The 16,723-nt window shown below is 75.4% G+C and carries 17 protein-coding genes and 1 pseudogene; 6 read left to right on the forward strand and 12 right to left on the reverse strand.

Annotated features, from left to right (window positions below; translation table 11 throughout):
• Position 1: 1 nt before the first annotated feature.
• The 4 genes from CFP65_RS15815 to CFP65_RS15830 all read right to left on the reverse strand — a co-directional run bounded on the left by CFP65_RS15815 (position 2) and on the right by CFP65_RS15830 (position 4,218).
• A complete protein-coding gene (locus tag CFP65_RS15815; protein WP_104820912.1) occupies positions 2–2,224 on the reverse strand; it encodes a cation-translocating P-type ATPase in 2,223 nt (740 codons plus the stop codon).
• Between the two features lie 44 nt (positions 2,225–2,268).
• Positions 2,269–2,565, reverse strand: coding sequence for a hypothetical protein (locus CFP65_RS15820; protein WP_371682421.1), 297 nt, complete (start codon positions 2,563–2,565; stop codon positions 2,269–2,271).
• Between the two features lie 30 nt (positions 2,566–2,595).
• A complete protein-coding gene (locus CFP65_RS15825; RefSeq protein WP_104816700.1) occupies positions 2,596–3,288 on the reverse strand; it encodes a sigma-70 family RNA polymerase sigma factor in 693 nt (230 codons plus the stop codon).
• Between the two features lie 132 nt (positions 3,289–3,420).
• Positions 3,421–4,218: a PE-PGRS family protein gene (locus CFP65_RS15830; RefSeq protein ID WP_104816701.1), complete on the reverse strand. Its 798-nt coding sequence runs from the start codon at positions 4,216–4,218 to the stop codon at positions 3,421–3,423.
• 692 nt (positions 4,219–4,910) lie between these two features.
• Between CFP65_RS15830 and CFP65_RS42505 the strand changes: the two are divergent.
• Both CFP65_RS42505 and CFP65_RS15840 read left to right on the forward strand, forming a co-directional pair.
• Positions 4,911–5,252: pseudogene (locus CFP65_RS42505) on the forward strand (glycosyltransferase); the annotation flags it as partial.
• A gap of 311 nt (positions 5,253–5,563) precedes the next feature.
• A complete protein-coding gene (locus tag CFP65_RS15840) occupies positions 5,564–7,000 on the forward strand; it encodes a CoA transferase (RefSeq protein ID WP_254552414.1) in 1,437 nt (478 codons plus the stop codon).
• A 24-nt stretch (positions 7,001–7,024) separates the two neighbouring features.
• On the opposite strand, the gene CFP65_RS15845 is transcribed toward CFP65_RS15840, so the two are convergent.
• The 4 genes from CFP65_RS15845 to CFP65_RS15860 form a co-directional block, all read right to left on the reverse strand.
• Positions 7,025–7,897 (reverse strand): JmjC domain-containing protein, encoded by an 873-nt coding sequence (locus CFP65_RS15845; RefSeq protein WP_104816704.1) that lies wholly within the window; start codon positions 7,895–7,897, stop codon positions 7,025–7,027.
• A gap of 34 nt (positions 7,898–7,931) precedes the next feature.
• Positions 7,932–8,801, reverse strand: coding sequence for a JmjC domain-containing protein (locus CFP65_RS15850; RefSeq protein WP_104816705.1), 870 nt, complete (start codon positions 8,799–8,801; stop codon positions 7,932–7,934).
• A gap of 89 nt (positions 8,802–8,890) precedes the next feature.
• The gene (locus tag CFP65_RS15855; RefSeq protein WP_104816706.1) at positions 8,891–9,082 is read right to left on the reverse strand and encodes a hypothetical protein; all 192 of its coding nucleotides are present in this window, start codon (positions 9,080–9,082) and stop codon (positions 8,891–8,893) included.
• A gap of 294 nt (positions 9,083–9,376) precedes the next feature.
• A complete protein-coding gene (locus tag CFP65_RS15860) occupies positions 9,377–10,387 on the reverse strand; it encodes a LuxR C-terminal-related transcriptional regulator (protein ID WP_104816707.1) in 1,011 nt (336 codons plus the stop codon).
• 248 nt (positions 10,388–10,635) lie between these two features.
• Between CFP65_RS15860 and CFP65_RS15865 the strand changes: the two genes are divergently transcribed.
• The gene (locus CFP65_RS15865) at positions 10,636–10,881 is read left to right on the forward strand and encodes a response regulator transcription factor (RefSeq protein ID WP_104816708.1); all 246 of its coding nucleotides are present in this window, start codon (positions 10,636–10,638) and stop codon (positions 10,879–10,881) included.
• Between the two features lie 22 nt (positions 10,882–10,903).
• On the opposite strand, the gene CFP65_RS15870 is transcribed toward CFP65_RS15865, so the two are convergent.
• Both CFP65_RS15870 and CFP65_RS15875 read right to left on the reverse strand, forming a co-directional pair.
• Positions 10,904–11,299, reverse strand: a complete 396-nt coding sequence (locus tag CFP65_RS15870) for a RidA family protein (RefSeq protein WP_104816709.1) — start codon at positions 11,297–11,299, stop codon at positions 10,904–10,906.
• A gap of 129 nt (positions 11,300–11,428) precedes the next feature.
• Positions 11,429–12,199, reverse strand: a complete 771-nt coding sequence (locus CFP65_RS15875) for a Clp protease N-terminal domain-containing protein (RefSeq protein ID WP_104816710.1) — start codon at positions 12,197–12,199, stop codon at positions 11,429–11,431.
• A gap of 135 nt (positions 12,200–12,334) precedes the next feature.
• Between CFP65_RS15875 and CFP65_RS15880 the strand changes: the two genes are divergently transcribed.
• Positions 12,335–12,727 (forward strand): hypothetical protein, encoded by a 393-nt coding sequence (locus tag CFP65_RS15880; RefSeq protein ID WP_104816711.1) that lies wholly within the window; start codon positions 12,335–12,337, stop codon positions 12,725–12,727.
• Positions 12,728–12,946: 219 nt separating this feature from the next.
• The gene (locus CFP65_RS15885; protein ID WP_104816712.1) at positions 12,947–14,068 is read left to right on the forward strand and encodes a PD40 domain-containing protein; all 1,122 of its coding nucleotides are present in this window, start codon (positions 12,947–12,949) and stop codon (positions 14,066–14,068) included.
• A 10-nt stretch (positions 14,069–14,078) separates the two neighbouring features.
• On the opposite strand, the gene CFP65_RS15890 is transcribed toward CFP65_RS15885, so the two are convergent.
• Both CFP65_RS15890 and lysA read right to left on the reverse strand, forming a co-directional pair.
• Complete coding sequence (locus CFP65_RS15890) at positions 14,079–14,660, reverse strand: hypothetical protein (RefSeq protein ID WP_104816713.1); 582 nt, start codon at positions 14,658–14,660, stop codon at positions 14,079–14,081.
• A gap of 36 nt (positions 14,661–14,696) precedes the next feature.
• Complete coding sequence (gene lysA / locus CFP65_RS15895) at positions 14,697–15,971, reverse strand: diaminopimelate decarboxylase (RefSeq protein ID WP_104816714.1); 1,275 nt, start codon at positions 15,969–15,971, stop codon at positions 14,697–14,699.
• A gap of 164 nt (positions 15,972–16,135) precedes the next feature.
• Between lysA and CFP65_RS15900 the strand changes: the two genes are divergently transcribed.
• Positions 16,136–16,714 (forward strand): DUF4291 domain-containing protein, encoded by a 579-nt coding sequence (locus tag CFP65_RS15900; protein ID WP_254552415.1) that lies wholly within the window; start codon positions 16,136–16,138, stop codon positions 16,712–16,714.
• Positions 16,715–16,723: the final 9 nt, after the last annotated feature.

The raw sequence follows: 16,723 nt of genomic DNA on the forward strand, positions 1-16,723 counted from the left end.
GTCACTGTGGCTCGCGCGTGCGGGCTCGCTGTACTGGTCGGGCCGGCCGCCTCCCGAGTTCCCGGTGCACCGGCGTGGGCTGCCAGAGCCTCAGCCGCAGGCTGTTGCCGACCACCAGCACCGAGCTGGCGGACATCGCGAGGGCGGCCAGCGCCGGGTTGAGCAGGCCGAGCGCGGCGAGCGGCAGCAGCACCGCGTTGTAGCCGAACGCCCAGGCCAGGTTGGTGCGGACGGTGGTCAGCGTGCGGCGGGCCAGCCGGGCCGCGGTGACCAGGGAGTCGATGTCGCCGCGGACCAGGGTGAGCCCGGCCGCGCCGATCGCGGCATCGGTGCCCGAGCCCATCGCGATGCCCAGGTCGGCGGCGGCGAGCGCGGCGGCGTCGTTGACGCCGTCGCCGACCATCGCCACCGTCCGCCCGGCGGCGCGGAGTTCGGCCACCAGGGCGGCCTTGCGCTCGGGCCCCGCCTCGGCGTGCACGGTGGTGATGCCGAGCTCGGCGGCCACCGCGCGGGCCGGGCCGGGGCGGTCGCCGGTCAGCAGCACCACCTCCGCGCCGAGCGCCCGCAGCTGCCGGACGGCCCGCCAACTGCCGGCCCGCAGGGTGTCGCCGACCGTCAGCACGGCGGCCGGAAGGCCGTCCAGCTCGACCAGGACGGCGGTGCGTCCGTCGGCCTCGGCGGCGTCGAGGGCCGCGCGCAGCGCCGGGTCCTCCGGTACGGCACCGGGCCGGCCGACCCGTACCGCCCGGCCCTCGACGGCGGCCCGCACCCCGGCCCCCGCGGTGGCGGCGAAGCCGGTGACGGCGGGCAGCGGCTCGCCGGTGCGGCGGGCGGCCGTCGTGACGGCGCGGGCGATCGGGTGCTCGGAACGGTGCTCCACCGCCGCGGCCAGCCGCAGCGCCTCGGCGGGGTCCACGCCTGCGGCCGGCGTGGTGCGCAGCAGCTCCGTCCGACCGGTGGTGAGGGTGCCGGTCTTGTCGAGCAGCACGGTGTCGATCCGGCGCAGGCTCTCCAGCACCTCGGGCCCGCGCACCAGCACGCCGAGTTCGGCGCCGCGCCCGGTGGCGGCGAGCAGCGCGGTCGGGGTGGCCAGGCCGAGCGCGCACGGGCAGGCCACCACCAGCACGGCCACGGCGGCGGTCACCGCCGCCTGGGCCCCGGCACCCGCACCGAGCCAGTAGCCCAGGACGGCCGCCGCGAGGCCGAGCACCACCGGGACGAACACGGCGGCCACCGCGTCGGCGAGCCGCTGGGCCTTGGCCTTCCCCGCCTGGGCCTCCGTCACCAGGGCGGTGATCCGGGCCAGCTGGGTGTCGGCGCCGACGGCGGTGGCCCGGACGAGCAGCGAGCCGCCGAGGTTCAGGGTGGCCCCGGTGACCCGGTCGCCCGGGCCGACCTCGACCGGCGCGCTCTCCCCGGTCAGGATGCCGAGGTCCACGGCGGAGCCGCCGTCCACCACCAGGCCGTCGGTGGCGATCCGCTCGCCGGGCCGGACGGTGAACTCCTGCCCCGGCAGCAGCCACTCCACCGGTACGGTCCGCTCCGCGCCGTCCTGGCGCACCGTCACCTCGCGGCTGCCGAGCGCGGCGAGCGCCCGCAGCGCCTGCCCGCCCCGCCGCCGGGCCCGGCCCTCGAGCAGCCGCCCGCCCAGTACGAACAGCGGCACGCCGACCGCCGCCTCCAGATAGAGGTGCGTCCCGCCTCCGGCGGCGGAGAGCGACATCGGCATCCGCATGCCCACCGCCCCCGCGCCGACGAACAGCAGCGCGTAGCCGGACCAACCGAATGCGGCGAGGACACCGAGGCTGACCAGGGTGTCCATGGTGGCGGTGGCATGCCGCAGCCCCCGCCCTGCCCGCCGGTGGAAGCCCGCCGAGCTCCAGGTCACCACCGGCAGGGCGAGCGCGGCGCAGAGCCACTGCCAGCCGGCGAACTGCCACCCCGGCACCATCGAGAGCACCAGCACGGGCAGGGCCAGCGCGCCCGTCACCACCAGCCGCCGCACCTCGGCCCCGCCCTCCCCCGGCTCATCCTCAGAGCAGTCGGCGGTGACCGGTGCGGCGGTGTAGCCGGCCCGCTCGACCTCGGCGATCAGCTCGGCGGGCGGCAGGTCGGCGGGGTGCAGCACCCGGGCCCGGCCGGTGGCGAGGTTGACGGCGACGGTGACGCCCGCGAGCCGGGCCAGGCGCTTCTCCACCCGGCCGACACAGGCGGCGCAGGTCATCCCGCCGACGGCCAGGTCGGTGACCCGGCTCGGCGCGGCGCCGCTCACCGGCCGCCGTCCGTGTCCGACATGCCGTCCATACCGTCCATGCCGCCGTGCCCGTGCCCGGGGGCCGTCCCATCGGTGGCCGGCCGCACCCCGGGCGCGGCCGGCCCGACCGGACCGGCCGGCCCGACCGGACCGACCGGGCCGACCGCCCGGCCGAGGGCCCAGGAGACGGCGAAGACGAGGGCGAGCAGCAGGACGAAGCCCGCCAGCAGCACGGGCGGCCGGAGAGCCGGCTTGGAGGTGTTCACACCCGAGCAGTCGGACCGCACCACCCCCGGGTTCCCGCCCACCACGCCCGGCCCTCCCTCCTGGGCCGCAGGCCCTCAGGCCGCGCAGGCGACCGTGGGGTGGTCGGCCTGCTCGGCGGCGGCCAGTTGTCGGATCAGGACGCCGCGGGCCCGGCTCACCCGGGAGCGGACGGTGCCGATCGGGCAGCCGGTCAGCTCGGCCACCTCCTCGTAGGGCAGGCCCACCAAGGCGGTGAGCACGAAGGCGTCCCGCCGTTCGCGGGGCAGCGCGTCGAGCAGCTCGCCCAGCGCGACGCCCTCCTCGAAGCCCGGCAGCGCGCAGGGCTGGGCCCGCTCGGCGGCGCCCTGCCAGTCCTCGGTGTCGAGCAGCCGGGGCCGGGCCGCCGCGAAGCGGTACCGGTCGACGACCACGCGCCGGGCGATCGAGAGCAGCCAGGTGCGGGCCGAGGAACGGCCCTCGAACCGCGGCAGGCTGCGCAGCGCCCGCAGGTAGGTGTCCTGGGTGAGGTCGTCGGCGGCCTGCGGCTCGCCGCTGAGGTGGGCGACGAACCGCCGGACGTCGGCACGGGTGGCCCGGACGAACCGCTCCACCGCGGCCGGGTCACCGGAGCGGGCGGCGAGCGCCCAGGCGGTCACGGTCGGGTCGTCGGCACGGACCCGCCCAGTGACGGTCCGTGTGGTGGCGGTCCGTGTGGTGGCGGATTGCCCGGGGGCGGTCCGTACGGACGCAAGGGTGGCGGGGCGTGGGGTCGGGATGGCAGGAGGCATCTCCGGGTGTCCTTAACTCGGAAGACGGGAGCGGCCGCGACGGCCGCAGGGCCGGATCCGGGGCGCACGGCGGCGGCGCCGCTGCCCGGGCGGGCACGGCGTCGGCCGGAGAGGCCCCGGTGGGACGGGCCGTCAGAGGACGGCGGTCCGGACCGGTGGTCCCCGAGTGGTGAGGGTGTGGACGAGCAGCCGGCTGCGCGGCCGGCGGGTGGTGGTGCCGCTGCGCCGCAGCCGCGGCGGCCCGACGGGCCCGACCGTGCCCAGCAGCAGGAGCACGGGGGCGAACAGCCAGGCGGCGACCGTGCCGGCCAGCCGGTGGACGGCGCGTTCGCCCGCCGCCAGCCAGAGCCCGAGCAGCAGCGCGGCCAGCAGGTGGGCGACGAGCATGCCGGACATGCCGCCTGCGTGCTGGTGGCCCACCATGGCCATCGCGTGGTGCGGCAGCACAGTACCGGCCATCGCCATGCGCGGCATGTCGGCCATCACGGAGGCGTCGGGCAGGCCGGCGGACAGGTCGACGGGCACGACGCTCAGGCCGCTGCCCGGAGGTCTCGCCGGGTCCAGGCCCGCCGCAGCGGCCAGGCTCGCGGCCTGCTCCTCGGTCAGCGGCCCCGCGTTGCAGAGCAGCAGCTGCGCCCACCGGGTGGCGAGCCCGCCCGAGTCGGGCGCGGCGGAGCCGGCCTGGCCGAGCGAGAACACCGCGTGCAGGGCCGCCTGGATCCCGACGGTCAGCCCGGTGACCAGGAGCGGGCCGCGCTCGCGGCGGGCCGTCAGCCAGGCGATCACCCCGGTGCCGCCGAACGCGGCGGCCAGCGCCCAGCCGGGCACCGGCACGCCGGACATCAGCACATGGCCGAAGGCCGCGAGCAACACGCAGGCGGCCGCGAACACCGCAGCCCGCCCCACCCGTACGACTCGTCCTGACTCCATGGCCGGCTCATCGTCGCATCCTTCACACCGCCCGGCCCCCCGCCGTCGGAACTTCCCGACCACCTCCACGGCGTGACGCAGGTCACCCGCCCCGGCCGGGAACTCCCGCCGCCGGCACCCCGACTACTCATCCGGCCCCGCTCTGCCCGCCGAGCCACCCCGGCCGCTTACACCTGTTCTGACCTGCGAAAACGCGCCCCCTTGCCATTCTCACCCCATCCACCGTCGCACCCGGGGCCAGGGTTGTGACGAGCACCTCTTCTGACGAAGTACGGAGTGCGGTACGGACCACCGCGCACAGCGCGGACCGCCTGCCCCGTCCGGCCCGCCCGGGACAATCGTCGAGCTGGTATTCGACGATGAGTCACCGGGGGCGGGTCATGGCGGATTTTGTCGACATAGAGAGAATTGAGACGGTCGAGGCACTGCGGCACGCGGCGGCCGAGGTGCAGGACCGACTGCTGGTCGAGCGGTCGGCGGAGGCGGCCGAGCTGATGGCCGACGGGTTCGCCCGAGCCCATCCGGAGTTGGCCGCGAAGAGCGGGTTCGCCCGGTGGCAGTTGGTGGCGGCGGCGGTGGTCGGGGTCGTCGCCCTGGGGGTGCTGGCGCTCGCGCCGCTGGTGGCCCTCATGGCGTTCACCGCACTGTCGGCGGCGTACAGCCTGCTGCACGCCGTGATCGCGGTGGCCGGGATGCGGGGAGCCCGCCCCGAGGCCGACCACCCGCCGGCGGACGAGGAACTGCCGACGTACACCGTGCTGGTGGCCGCGTACCGGGAGGCCGAGGTGATCGGCGACCTGGTCCGGCAGCTGGCCCGGCTCGACTATCCGGCGGACCGGCTGGAGGTGCTGGTCCTGCTGGAGCGGCACGACCCGGACACCCTCCGGGAGGTGCTGGCGGCCGACCCGCCGCCGTTCCTCCGGGTGGTGCTGCTCCCGCCGGGGCCGCCGCAGACGAAACCCCGGGCGATCAACCTGGGCCTGCTGCTGGCCAAGGGCGAGCTGCTGGTGGTCTTCGACGCCGAGGACCGGCCGGAGCCGGAGCAGCCGTCGCCCGCAGCGGGGCGGCCCGCGCCAGAGCGGCCCTGCAGGCGGCCAGAGCCCCGGCCGCACTGCTCGCGCCGCCCTGAGCCGTCGGGCCCTTCGCCCGCATGGTCGGCCCGTTCGGCTCCGGCGGCAGGCAGGCCCTCACCCGTCACCCGTCACCCGTCACCCGCCACCCGCCACCCGCCACCCGGCCGAAGGTCGGGGCGGGCGTGGCGGTGTACTGGTGGTGATCCAGTACGTCGTGGTGCCTGCCCTGCTCGGGGGTGGGGCGAGGTGGGGCGAGAGGCCGGGTGGGTGTGGTGTCGGCAGTGCGGCAGGACATGGTGGCGGAGGCCTGGGGGCTGCTCGGTGGGGCGGCCCAGGCTCTCGACGGCGTGCGGTGGAGCGGGCCGGACGGCGTGCTGGGTTCGCGGCTGGCGGTGCGGACGCTCGCGGAGGCGAGCGTGGCGGTGGCCGGGCTGGCGGCGGCCGAGTTGGCGGCGGTCCGCGGCGGCGGCACGGCACCCCGTGACGGTGCGGCGCCCGGGGTGCTGGTGGACAGCGGGGCCGTCGCGGCGGCGTACGCCAGTGACCGGGTGATGCGGCTGGACGGGGTCGAACTGACCAGTTGGGCGGCGCTCTCGCGGTTCTGGCGCTGCTCGGACGGCTGGGTGCGCACCCACGCCAACTACGACCACCACCGGCGGCGGCTACTCGAGGGGCTGGGCCTCGACCCGGAGTCGGCGGACACGCCGGAGACCACGGCGGCGGTCGAACGGGCCGTCGGCACTCGGACGGCCGACCGGGTCGCGGCGGAGGTGACCGCGCGCGGCGGCCTGGCCGTGGCCGTCCGGAGCCCGGGCGCGTGGGCCGCGCACGAGCAGGGGGCGGCGGTGGCCGGTCTGCCGCTGCTGAGCCTGGAGCGGGTCGGTGCGGCCCCGGCCGTCCCGCTGGCCCCCTGCCCGGACGGGCCGCTGCGGCCCGCCGCCGGGCTGCGGGTGCTCGACCTCACCCGGGTGATCGCCGGGCCGGTGGCCACCCGCACGCTCGCGCTGCTCGGCGCGGACGTGCTGCGGATCGACAGCCCCCGGCTGCCCGAGATCCACGCCCAGCACCTGGACCTGGACACCGGCAAGCGGTCCTGCCTGCTCGATCTGGACCGCCCCGCCGACCGGGCGGCCTTCGAACGGCTGCTGAGCACCGCCGACGTGGTGGTGACCGGCTACCGTCCGGGCGCCCTGGACCGCTTCGGGCTGGACTCCGCCGCCCTGCTCGCCCGCCGCCCCTCGCTGGTCACGGCCTCGCTCTGCGCCTGGGGCCGCACCGGCCCCTGGCAGCACCGCCGGGCCTTCGACAGCGTGGTGCAGGCCGCCGTCGGGATCGCCGAGATCGAGAGCGGCCCGGACGGCACCCCGGGCGCGATGCCCGTCCAGGCCCTCGACCACTCGACCGGCTACCTGATGGCCGCCGCCGTCCTCCGCGCCGTCACCCGCCGCACCACCGAGGGCGGCGGCTGGCGGGCCGAACTCGCCCTGGCCCAGACCGCCGCCTGGCTGCTCCGCCAGCCGATCGCGGCCGAGCAGCCGCCCAAGGAGCCGGCGGCGAGCGACTGGACGGCGGCGCAGGAGACGGCGGAGCGGGAGACGGCCTTCGGCAGGCTCCGCTACGCGCTCTCGCCGGTCCGCATCGAGGGCGGCCCGGCCGACTGGGCTCGCTCGGTGGGGCCGATGGGCGCGGACGCACCCGAGTGGCTCTGAGCACCCGGGCCGGGCAGAGCCTCGTCAGGCGCTCTGCCGCATCGCCTCCCGGGTGCAGGCAACCAGGTCTTCCGGGGTGAGCGAGTCGAGGGTCAGGCGGGCGTGGGTGAGCAGGTCGGCGGCGGCTGCCTGCAGGGCCGGGTCGTCGAGCGGGCGGCCCGGCAGGTAGGAGGTGTCGGCGAGGACGGCCTGGGCGAAGGCGTAGAGGTTGGCGGTGGCGGCCTCGCGGATGGTCAGCGAGAGGTGGGTGGAGGGCCCGTCACCGACGGCGATCGCGCTGTGCGCGAACCCCCGTGGGACGTAGAGGACTTCGCCCGGCTGGAGCACGGTGTCCAGCAGCACCTCACCCGGGTCACCGTCCTCCCGGTCCGGCACCCAGTGGCCGTCCGCCGGGCCGCCGTGCACCAGCCAGCGCTTGCTGCCGGTCAGTTGGACGGCGAGCACGTCGGCGTCGTCCCGGTGCACGGGCCGGCCCTGGGTGCCCGGCGGGGTGCGGAAGAAGAACGCCTCCACCTGCCGGCCCAGCTCCGCGCCCAGACCGCGCGCCAACTCCCGTGCCCCCTGGTGCCACTGGTCCACGTACCGGAGCAGCACGGTGGCGTCCTCGTCCCGGATCAGGGCCCGGACCTGGAACGCGTCGGCGTAGTCGGTGAGCACCTCGCCGAGCACCACCCGGGGGCGGCAGAAGCGCTCGGTCGGCAGGTGCGCGTCCCGCTGCACCAGGCCGATGTACGGGACCTTCAACAGGCCGTCCTCCAGGCGCTGTTCGATCTCGGCGTAGGTGACGGCCCCGACCGGCGGGTCGGTGGGGCGCAGGACGGCGGGGCGGGTGCGCCAGAGCTCGGTCAGGAAGTGGTGCTCGTCCTCGACGCAGCGGCGCAGCCAGGTGGCGGTCATGGTGGGTCACTCTCCTGCGAGGGGCTCAGGCGGCTCAGGCGGTGGGACGGCTGCTGTGGGCGTTGCGGCGGGCGGCGGAGACCAGTTCGGCGGGGGTGAGCTCGTCGAGGCGGGCCCGCAGGTGGTCCAGCAGCTCGGCGGCGGCCTTGGTCAGGTCGGCGTCGTCCAGCGGGCGGGCCGGGAGGGTCAGGCCCTCGGCGAGCCGGGACTTGAGCTGGGCGCGGAGGTGGCCGGCGCCGGCCTCGCGGAGCACCACGGTCAGGTGCAGGGAGGGGCCGTCATCGGTGGCCCAGGCCCGGTGGGCGTAGCCGTTGGGCACGTAGAGCACCTCGCCGGCCCGCACCACGCCCTCGAAGAGGGGCGTGCCGGGCCGCTCCTCGCGGACGGGCTGCCAGGAGGCGTCGGCGGGGCCCGGGTAGACCTCCCAGTGCTTGGCCCCGGAGAGCTGGAGCACCAGGATGTCGCCGTCGTCACGGTGCACCGGGCCGCGCCGTCCGGGCTGCGAGTGGAAGAGGAACGCCTCGGTGAGGCGGCCGAGTTGCTCGCCCAGGCCCTCGGTCAGCGAGCGCACGCCGGGGTGCCAGTGGTTGAGGTAGCGCAGTTGGAGGGTGGCGGACTCCGCCCGGATCAGCTCCCGCACCTTGGCCGCGTCGGGGTAGCCGTACACCGGCAGGCCGGCCACGGTGCGCGGGGTGCAGTACCGCTCCTCCGCCACGCTGCCGTCCAGGGTGAACAGGCCCGCGTACGGGGTGCGGAGGGTGCCGCTGTCGAGCAGCGCCTCCAGGTCGGCCGGAGCCAGCAGCTCGACCGGCGGGTCGGCCGGGCGCAGCAGGGCCGGGCCCTGGCGCCACTGGTGCCGGAGGAAGTCCTCCAGGTCGGGGATGCAGCGGGCGAGCCAGTCCATGGCGCCTCGACTCCTCTCGGAAGAAGCTCGGTCGGTGGGGAACGTGGGCTCCGGCGGCACACCCGCCGGAGCCCACGCCGGGGGGACGGTCAGATGACGTCCGGGTGGCAGCCCTCGCAGCGGTCCGGGGTGACGTGACCGGCGGTGACGGCCGTCGGGGTGGCCGCCATGGCCTGGGCGGACGGCGCGAACACCGCGCCACCGATCGCCGCGGCGACCGCGACGGAGAGCGCCGCCTGACGGGTGAGCGCCGCGAACTTGGCCGGGGACTCGAACTTCATGGTGAGCTCCTTCTGGTGCGAGGGCAGGTCGAACTGCCCTGCTGGCGAGGTGAGTTGGCGATGTGCCGAGAGCTGCTGCCCGGCCCGGTCCCCGATCGGACCGGCCGGGCCGCTCGCCCCTTCGGCGATGGCTCAATGCTGCGGCCGAGCGGCGGACTCGGGAAAGTCACGGGCTTCCGGTTCAGGAATCCCTGGACCGGGGAACGGGTTCAGCCCCGCCGGGACGGGCACGGACGACCGACCAGCGGGCACGGGCGGCCGACCAGCGGGTATGGGGGCGGTGCCGGGCGGGTGTCAGTCGTCGAGCAGGCCCGCGCGGGCGGCGGCCACGCCGGCCTGGAAGCGGCTCTCAGCGCCCAACTGCGCCATGATGTCGGCGATGTGGCGCCGGGCCGTGCGCAGCGAGAGGCCGACCCGGCGGGCGATCGTCTCGTCCTTGAGGCCGCCGGCGAGCAGCCGCAGGATGGTGCGGTCGATCTCCTGCGCCACCTGCCCGAGGCCCTCCTCCGCGGCCGAGGCGAACGGGCGGGCCACCGCCCAGGCCTGATCGAAGATCTCGCAGAGGTACGCCACCAGCGACTCCTCGGTGACCACCACCGCGCCCGTGGAACCGTCGCTGAGCGGCACGAAGGCCCGGCTGCGATCGAAGACGATCAGGCGGCCGAAGAGTTCGTGCAGGGTGCGGTACTCGGCGCCGAGCCCGGCGGCGGCCTCCACGTAGGCCTGGCTGGGGCCGTTGAAGCGGGCGGTGTGGTGGTAGAGGGTGCGCATCCTGACTCCCCGGGCCAGCAGCGCGCGGTCGCGGCGGAGCGCCTCCTGCATGGCCTCGGGCACCCGGGCCCCGCCGCCGGGCTGACTGGCCAGCACCTCGCGGCGGCACTCGGCGGAGGCGCGGTCGAGCGCGGCCCGGACTTCGGGCAGGGTGGCAATGACCCGGAGGCCGTCCCCGACGGGCGGGCGGCCGCCGTCCAGGTAGTACGGGAGGAAGCCGGCCAGCCGGGCCCGCCCCTCGGCCAACTGCTGCTGGCAGTGGGCGATCTGGGCCTCGATCGGGCCGGTCAGCACGTCCACGGCGGCCGAGGGGCCGACCGCGCGGCCCCGGGCCGGATCCTGCGGGTCGGAGTGGACGAGGCCCCAGCCGGCCAGCCGGGCCAACGCGGGGGCGGCGGCGGCCGGGTCGAGCCCGAGGGCGGCCAGGTGGCCGGCCAGGGCTCCGGGGTCGAGCCGGCCGTGCTCCAGCACCCAGGCGTAGGCGGCGGCATCGACCGGATCGGGGGTGGCGAGGGGCGGTGGCTGTACCGACATGTCCGCTCCGTCCCCTGCTCAGCTTGCTGCCACGGCAGTTGGTGAGGTGACCGGCCGATGGTGCCCAGGCCACCGACTCTCCATGCTAGGGACACGCCAACGACCGCACCCGAGGATGCCCGCGAGGTCGTCACCTGTCTGCCCGGCCGCCTCCCGAACCCCCGCCGTGCGGGCCGACCGACCCCACGGACCGACCCCACCGACCGACCCGACCCACCCTGGCCGCCCGAACCCGAAGGAGCCCGACCGTGACCCCCAGCGCCGCCGGCCCCTCTGCATCCAGGACCGAACCAGCCCTCAGCCGCCGCGAGTCGGAGGTGCTCGCCCTGCTCGCCCAGGGCGCCACCTACGCCGCCATCGCCCGCGACCTGCGGCTCAGCCCGCACACCGTCGACACCTATCTGCGCCGGATCCGCGCCAAGACCGGCGCCACCGGCCAGGTCCAACTCACCCTGCTCGCCTACCGCATCCACGGCTACCCGGCGGCGGCCTGAGCCCGCCGGCCGTCCTCCCGGGTCAGCGAGGTTCCGGCAGGACGGCCAGCGCGTCGATCTCCACCCGGAAGTCCGGGTGCACCAGGCCGGCCACCTTGACCAGCGAGCAGGCCGGGGCCCGGTCGGCCCGCTGGTGCTCGTCGCGGACCTTGCGGAAGGCCGGCAGATCGGCCAGGTCGGTCAGGTAGACCGTCAGCTTCACCACGTGGTCGAGGTCGGTACCGGCCGCGGCCAGCGCGAGCGCCAGGTTGGCGTACACCTGGCGCAGCTGCGCCTCGGCGTCACCCACGCCGACCGGCTGCCCGGCGGCATCGGCCGGCACCTGGCCGGAGACGGCGACCATCGGCCCGCCGAAGACCACCGCGTGGCTGTAGCCGTTGACCGGCGGGGCCCCCTCGGGCCGGACGAAGTGCTCCATCTGCTCCCCCTGACGTGCCGTCGACGAACGCTCAGGACCCGGGCCGCCACAAGGCAGCCCGGGTCGGTGGTCATTATGCGCGACACGCAGCAGCAGGAGCCTCGCCGATCAGGCCCCCTGCCACTCCTGCTACTCCTGCCGCTCCCGCCCCGACGGCTCGGCCTGCTCAGCCTGCTCGGTCTGCTCGGCCTGGAGGGCGGCCAGCACCTCGACCAGGTACGCCTCCACGGCGGGCTTGTCGAGGCCGAGAGCGGTCAACGGACCCTCCCCGGCCTCGTGTTCGAGCAGGGCGAGCAGCAGGTGCTCGGTGCCGACGTAGTTGTGGCCGAGGCGGAGCGCCTCACGCATGGTCAGTTCGAGCACCTTGACGGCCCGGGCGTCGTACGGGATGAGCGCCGGGACGTCCTCGGCGGCCGGCGGCAGCACGGCGGTGGCCGCCGTACGGAGGGCCTCCGGGGTGACGCCCCGGGCCTCGATCGCCCGGACGGCCAGCCCCTCGGGCTGACTGAGCAGGCCGAGGGCCAGGTGCGCGGGCCCGATCTCCACGCTGCCCGCGGCCTTCGCCTCGTTGTGCGAGGCCGCCACTGCACTGCGGGCCCGGGGCGTGAACCGGGCGAAGCCCTGGCTCAGGTCGAGCTCGCTGGGCTCGCCCTTGGGGACGAAGCGCTTCTGGGCCGCCTGCCGGGTGACACCCATGCTGCGTCCGATGTCGGTCCAGGAAGCCCCGGACCGCCGGGCCTGGTCGACGAAGTGGCCGATCAGGTGGTCCGCCACCTCGCCGAGGTGGTCGGCCGCGATGACGGCGTCGGAGAGCTGCTCCAACGCATCCGTGTGGACCTTCTTGATGGCATCGATCAGGTCGTCGAGCCGCACGTTCGTGAGCTGAATCTGGTTCGCCATGCGTCAACCATAGGTTGACACCCTCGGCACCGTCAACCATCGGTTGACGATCCCTCGGGTCCAGCCGAACGGGTGAGCGATGGTCCGATCAACCCTGACACCGGGAATACGGTATGCATGCGAATGACACTGAGAGTGACGACCGCGGCGACCTTGGCCGCCCTCGCCGGCTTCGCCGGAGTGGCCCCGGCCTGGGCCGACACCCTGCTGGAGACCAAGCCCTGGGCCTGCGAGGAGCCCTACTCCGGGGAGCTGGAGTGCGGCCCGGCCATGCCCGTGCCGCCGGGTGCCTACCTCTGGGTCGGCGCCGAGACCGCCGGGCCGACCATCTTCACCGCGTACTCCGGCGAGGGCGACCAACGGGTGCAGATCGGCTGGGGCGAGATGTACGGCGCCGGCGGCGCCTTCCGGCTCTACACCAACGACACCGACCAGACCGTGCTCGTCCACATCACCGAACACGCCGACGCCCCCGAGAACCGCTGCGGCACCCGCTTCGAGCAGGGCACCTACGAGGTCCGGATCTGACCCCGGATCGACCGACCGAACACCTGACGGGCCGTCGGATGTCAGTTGCACGCCTGTGACAGGAGACGGACCCTTCGCGGACGGCCCGTCCGGCATGCTTCTCGTGTCGCACAGAGAGCGCCGAAAGCTACCGGACGGGCCCACAGCCCACAGGGGGGAGCAGGGCTCTGGCGAGAAATCCACAGCCCGTCACACTCACCGTTCCTGGGGGGAACCACCATGTCCGCTCGCGCCCGCCGCCGCTCCTCCGCCGTCGCCCTCACCGTCGCGATCACCACCGGCGCCACCCTGCTGCTCACCGCCTGCGACCCGTCGGCCGGCTCCACCGGCTCCACCAAGACCGACGCCGCCGCGCAGGCCCCGATCGCCGCCGCCCCGGTGGCCGCCGGTGCCGCCGCCCAGAGCGCCGCGCCCAGCACCGCCCCGAGCGCCCCGGCCGCCGCCGTCCAGCCGGCCGCCGACACCACGCCGTCCCGCGCGGCGAGCGCCGCCCCGCAGGCCGCCGAGCCGGCCGCCCCGCTCAACGGCACCGCCCACAACGGCCTGACCATCAGCAACGGCACCCGCTACGTGGTCATGAACGGCACCACCGTCGACTTCGGCACCGCCGTCCGTGACCTGGCCTGGTCCCCCGACGGCCGCAAGGCCGCCTTCGTGGACGGCAACGGCGACCTCGCGGTGGCCGCCCCGGACGGCACCGGCCGGATCACCGTCGCCAAGCACGGCGCGGGCGAGACCTGGTCGCACCCGGCCTGGCAGGTCGCCCCGGCCCTCGCGGACGGCACGATCCGCGCCAAGAACAACCTCCAGTTCGTGGTCACCACGGGCGGCACCACCCGTCTGGAGACGGTGGTCGCCACCGGCGGCACCCCGCAGCCGCTCCGCCTGGGCAGCTACTCCGAGGAGAACTTCTCGCCCAACCCGGAGACCGGCAACACCTGGGTGTCCGGTGGCACCAGCTACGGCGCCACCGCCTACGCCAACAGCGAGAACGGCGAGGTCTACTACCGCGACGACAACCTGCGCCAGCAGGGCGGCTCGGTCACCAAGGGCTCCGAGCCCACCATCTCGCCGGACTCCCGGGACATCGTCTTCGTCCGCGCCTCGCACGGCCACGACCACCTGTTCGCGTACCGCTCCGGCCGCCAGGGCCAGCCCACCGTGGTCGACCTGACCCCGAACGCCACCACCGACTACACCGAGCCGACCTACTCCCCCGACGGCCGCACCATCGCGGCCCGCACGGCGGACGGCATCGTCACCCTCCCCGCCGACGGCTCCGCCGCGCCGAAGCTGGTCTCCGGCTACCACGGTCTGCCGAGCTACCGTCCGCAGGCCTGATCAGCGAACCTCACGCCCTCCGGTCCAACTCGGCCCGGAGGGCGTCGAGGTGGGCGTCGGCGGTGTCGTGCGGCAGGTACTCGACCACGTCGAGGAAGCGGAACAGCACCTGAGCGGGCGTCACCGCGTACTCGTAGTCGGCGAAGCCGACCACCGCGCCGAGCTCGCCCCGGGCGGTGCCGCGCACCAGGTGCGCGGTCAGCTCGTCCGGCTGGTCGGCGGTCAGCGAGCGGCGGGCGTTGGGGCGGGCCAGGTACGGGCAGACCATCGAGGCGTAGAGCATGCAGGCCCGGTGGCCGGGGGCCTCCAGGGTGGGGGCGAGGTTGCGGTACGGCCGCCCGGCCGCCAGCGCCTCGCCGATCGCGGCGCTCTCACCCGCGCCGACCACCCGCCAGACCGGCCCGGGCGGCATCAGCTGGTCGCAGACCGAGCAGAGCCGCCCGTTCGCGCAGTCGGCACTGCGGCCGTAGTCGGTCCGGGCGAACTGCGGTTCGCCGTCCTCCCAGGGCGTGATGGCGGGCACGGGGTAGCCGCGCCCGTCCTGCGGACGCTCCGCCACGGCCGGGGGCTTGGGCACCAGATCGAATCGCACCGACCATAGGTACCACACCGCTCCCGGCAGGCGGCCTCAGCAGCCGGTCTCCAGCGCGAGCAGCTCCGCCACCGTCTGCCGACGGCGGATCAGCCGTGTCTCGGCGCCGTCCACCAGGATCTCCGGGATGAGCGGGCGGGAGTTGTAGGTCGAGGACATCGAGGCGCCGTAGGCGCCGGTGTCGTGGAAGACGGCCAGATCACCGACCTCGCAGACCGGCAGCGGCACCGGCTCCACCTCGCCGCCCTCGACCTGGGTGAAGACGTCTCCGGATTCGCAGAGCGGGCCGGCCAGCACGGTGTCGCGCAGCGGGGCGGTGAGCGGCGCGCCGGCCGGGTCGAGCAGTGAGACCCGGTGGTGGCTGCCGTACATCGCGGGCCGCATCAGGTCGTTGAACCCGGCGTCGACCAGCACGAAGTGGTTGCTGCCGACCGGCTTCTGGGCCCGCACCTCGGTCAGCAGCACGCCCGAGCCGGCCACCAGGAAGCGGCCCGGCTCGATCTCCAGCCGTACCGGGTGGCCGAGTTCGGCCGCCAGCTCGCGGCGGGCCGCGTCCCAGATCCGGAAGTACCGCTCGGTGTCCACCTCGGGCTGCCCGGGCGCGTACGGCACCGAGAGCCCGCCGCCGGCCGAGATCGCCCGCAGGTCGTGGCCGGTGAGCCGGGCCTGCTTGAGCATCGTCTCGCAGACGGCCTCCAGGTGGCCGTAGTCCACGCCCGAGCCGATGTGCATGTGCAGGCCGACCAGGTCGAGCCGGTGCTCGGCGACCAGGGCGAGGGCCCCGGCCAGGTGTTCGTGCCAGATGCCGTGCTTGCTCTGCTCGCCGCCGGTGTTGGTCTTGCGGCTGTGGCCGTGCCCGAAGCCGGGGTTGATCCGGATCCAGACCGGGTGGCCGGGGGCGACCCGGCCGAGCTGGTCGAGCATCTGCGGGGAGCCCGCGTTGACGGGTATGCCGAGCTCGACCACCCGGCGCAGGGTGGCCCGGTCGAGCAGGTCGGCGGTGAAGACCACCGGCTCGTCCGCGCCGCCGGGCCGGTAGCCGGCCAGCAGGGCCCGCTCGATCTCGCCCAGCGAGACGGCGTCCACCGCCACGCCCTGCTCGCGCATCAGCCGCAGCAGGTGCACGTTGGAGCAGGCCTTCTGCGCGAACCGGATCACGTCGAAGCCGCGCAGCCGCTCGATCTGGGCCCGGATCACCCCGGCGTCGTAGACCCAGGCGGGCGTCGCGTACCGCTCGGCCAGCCCGGCCAGCCGCGCGCCGTCCAGGTCTCCCGGGAAGCCGCCACGCGCAAAGCCGTCCGCACCGCTCATGATCCGCCCCGCTCAGTTCGGCGGCCGTCCGTCTCCGGCCGCCCCTCGGGCCGATCCTGCAAGACCGGGCCGGGTGTCCGCCGAACTGTCCACCAGCCGGATGATCACCGTCTCAGTGCCGAAATCAGCGGAGCCGCCGGCTCCGCTGCGGCAGGATGGGAGTCATGCCCACCCCCGTACGCCAGATCAGAGCCGCCCACGACGCCCGGACGATCACGGTCTACCAGGCGTTCTGCCCCGAGATCGCCGGGCCGGCGGCGGAGACCGGGCGCTTCCCGGCGGAGTTCAGCCGGGAGCGGATGACCTGGATCAAGCCCTCCTTCCTCTGGATGATGCACCGCAGCGATTGGGGCCGCAGCAGCGGCCAGCAGCGCGTGCTGGCCGTCACCATCCACCGGGACGGGTTCGAATGGGCGCTCGGGCAGGCGGAGTTGAGCGGGTACGACGCCTCGGTGCACCGCTCGCGGGAGGAGTGGCGGCGGGCCGTGCGGCGCTCCGAGGTGCGGGTGCAGTGGGATCCGGAGCGCAATCTGGCGATGCAGCCGCAGCGCCACCGTTCGCTCCAACTCGGCCTGCGCGGCGAGGCGGTGCGGCGGTACGCGGAGGAGTGGATCACCGGCATCGAGGACGTCAGCGCGCTCGCCGAGCAGGTCCGGGTGGAGCGCCGCCCGGAGTTGCTGCCGGCCGAGCGGCCCTACCCGCTGCCCGCGCAGCTGGCCGTGCGGATCGGGGCCGACGGCTGAACCACCAGC

Origin of the sequence: Kitasatospora sp. MMS16-BH015, from assembly GCF_002943525.1 — a bacterium.
Classification (GTDB): domain Bacteria; phylum Actinomycetota; class Actinomycetes; order Streptomycetales; family Streptomycetaceae; genus Kitasatospora.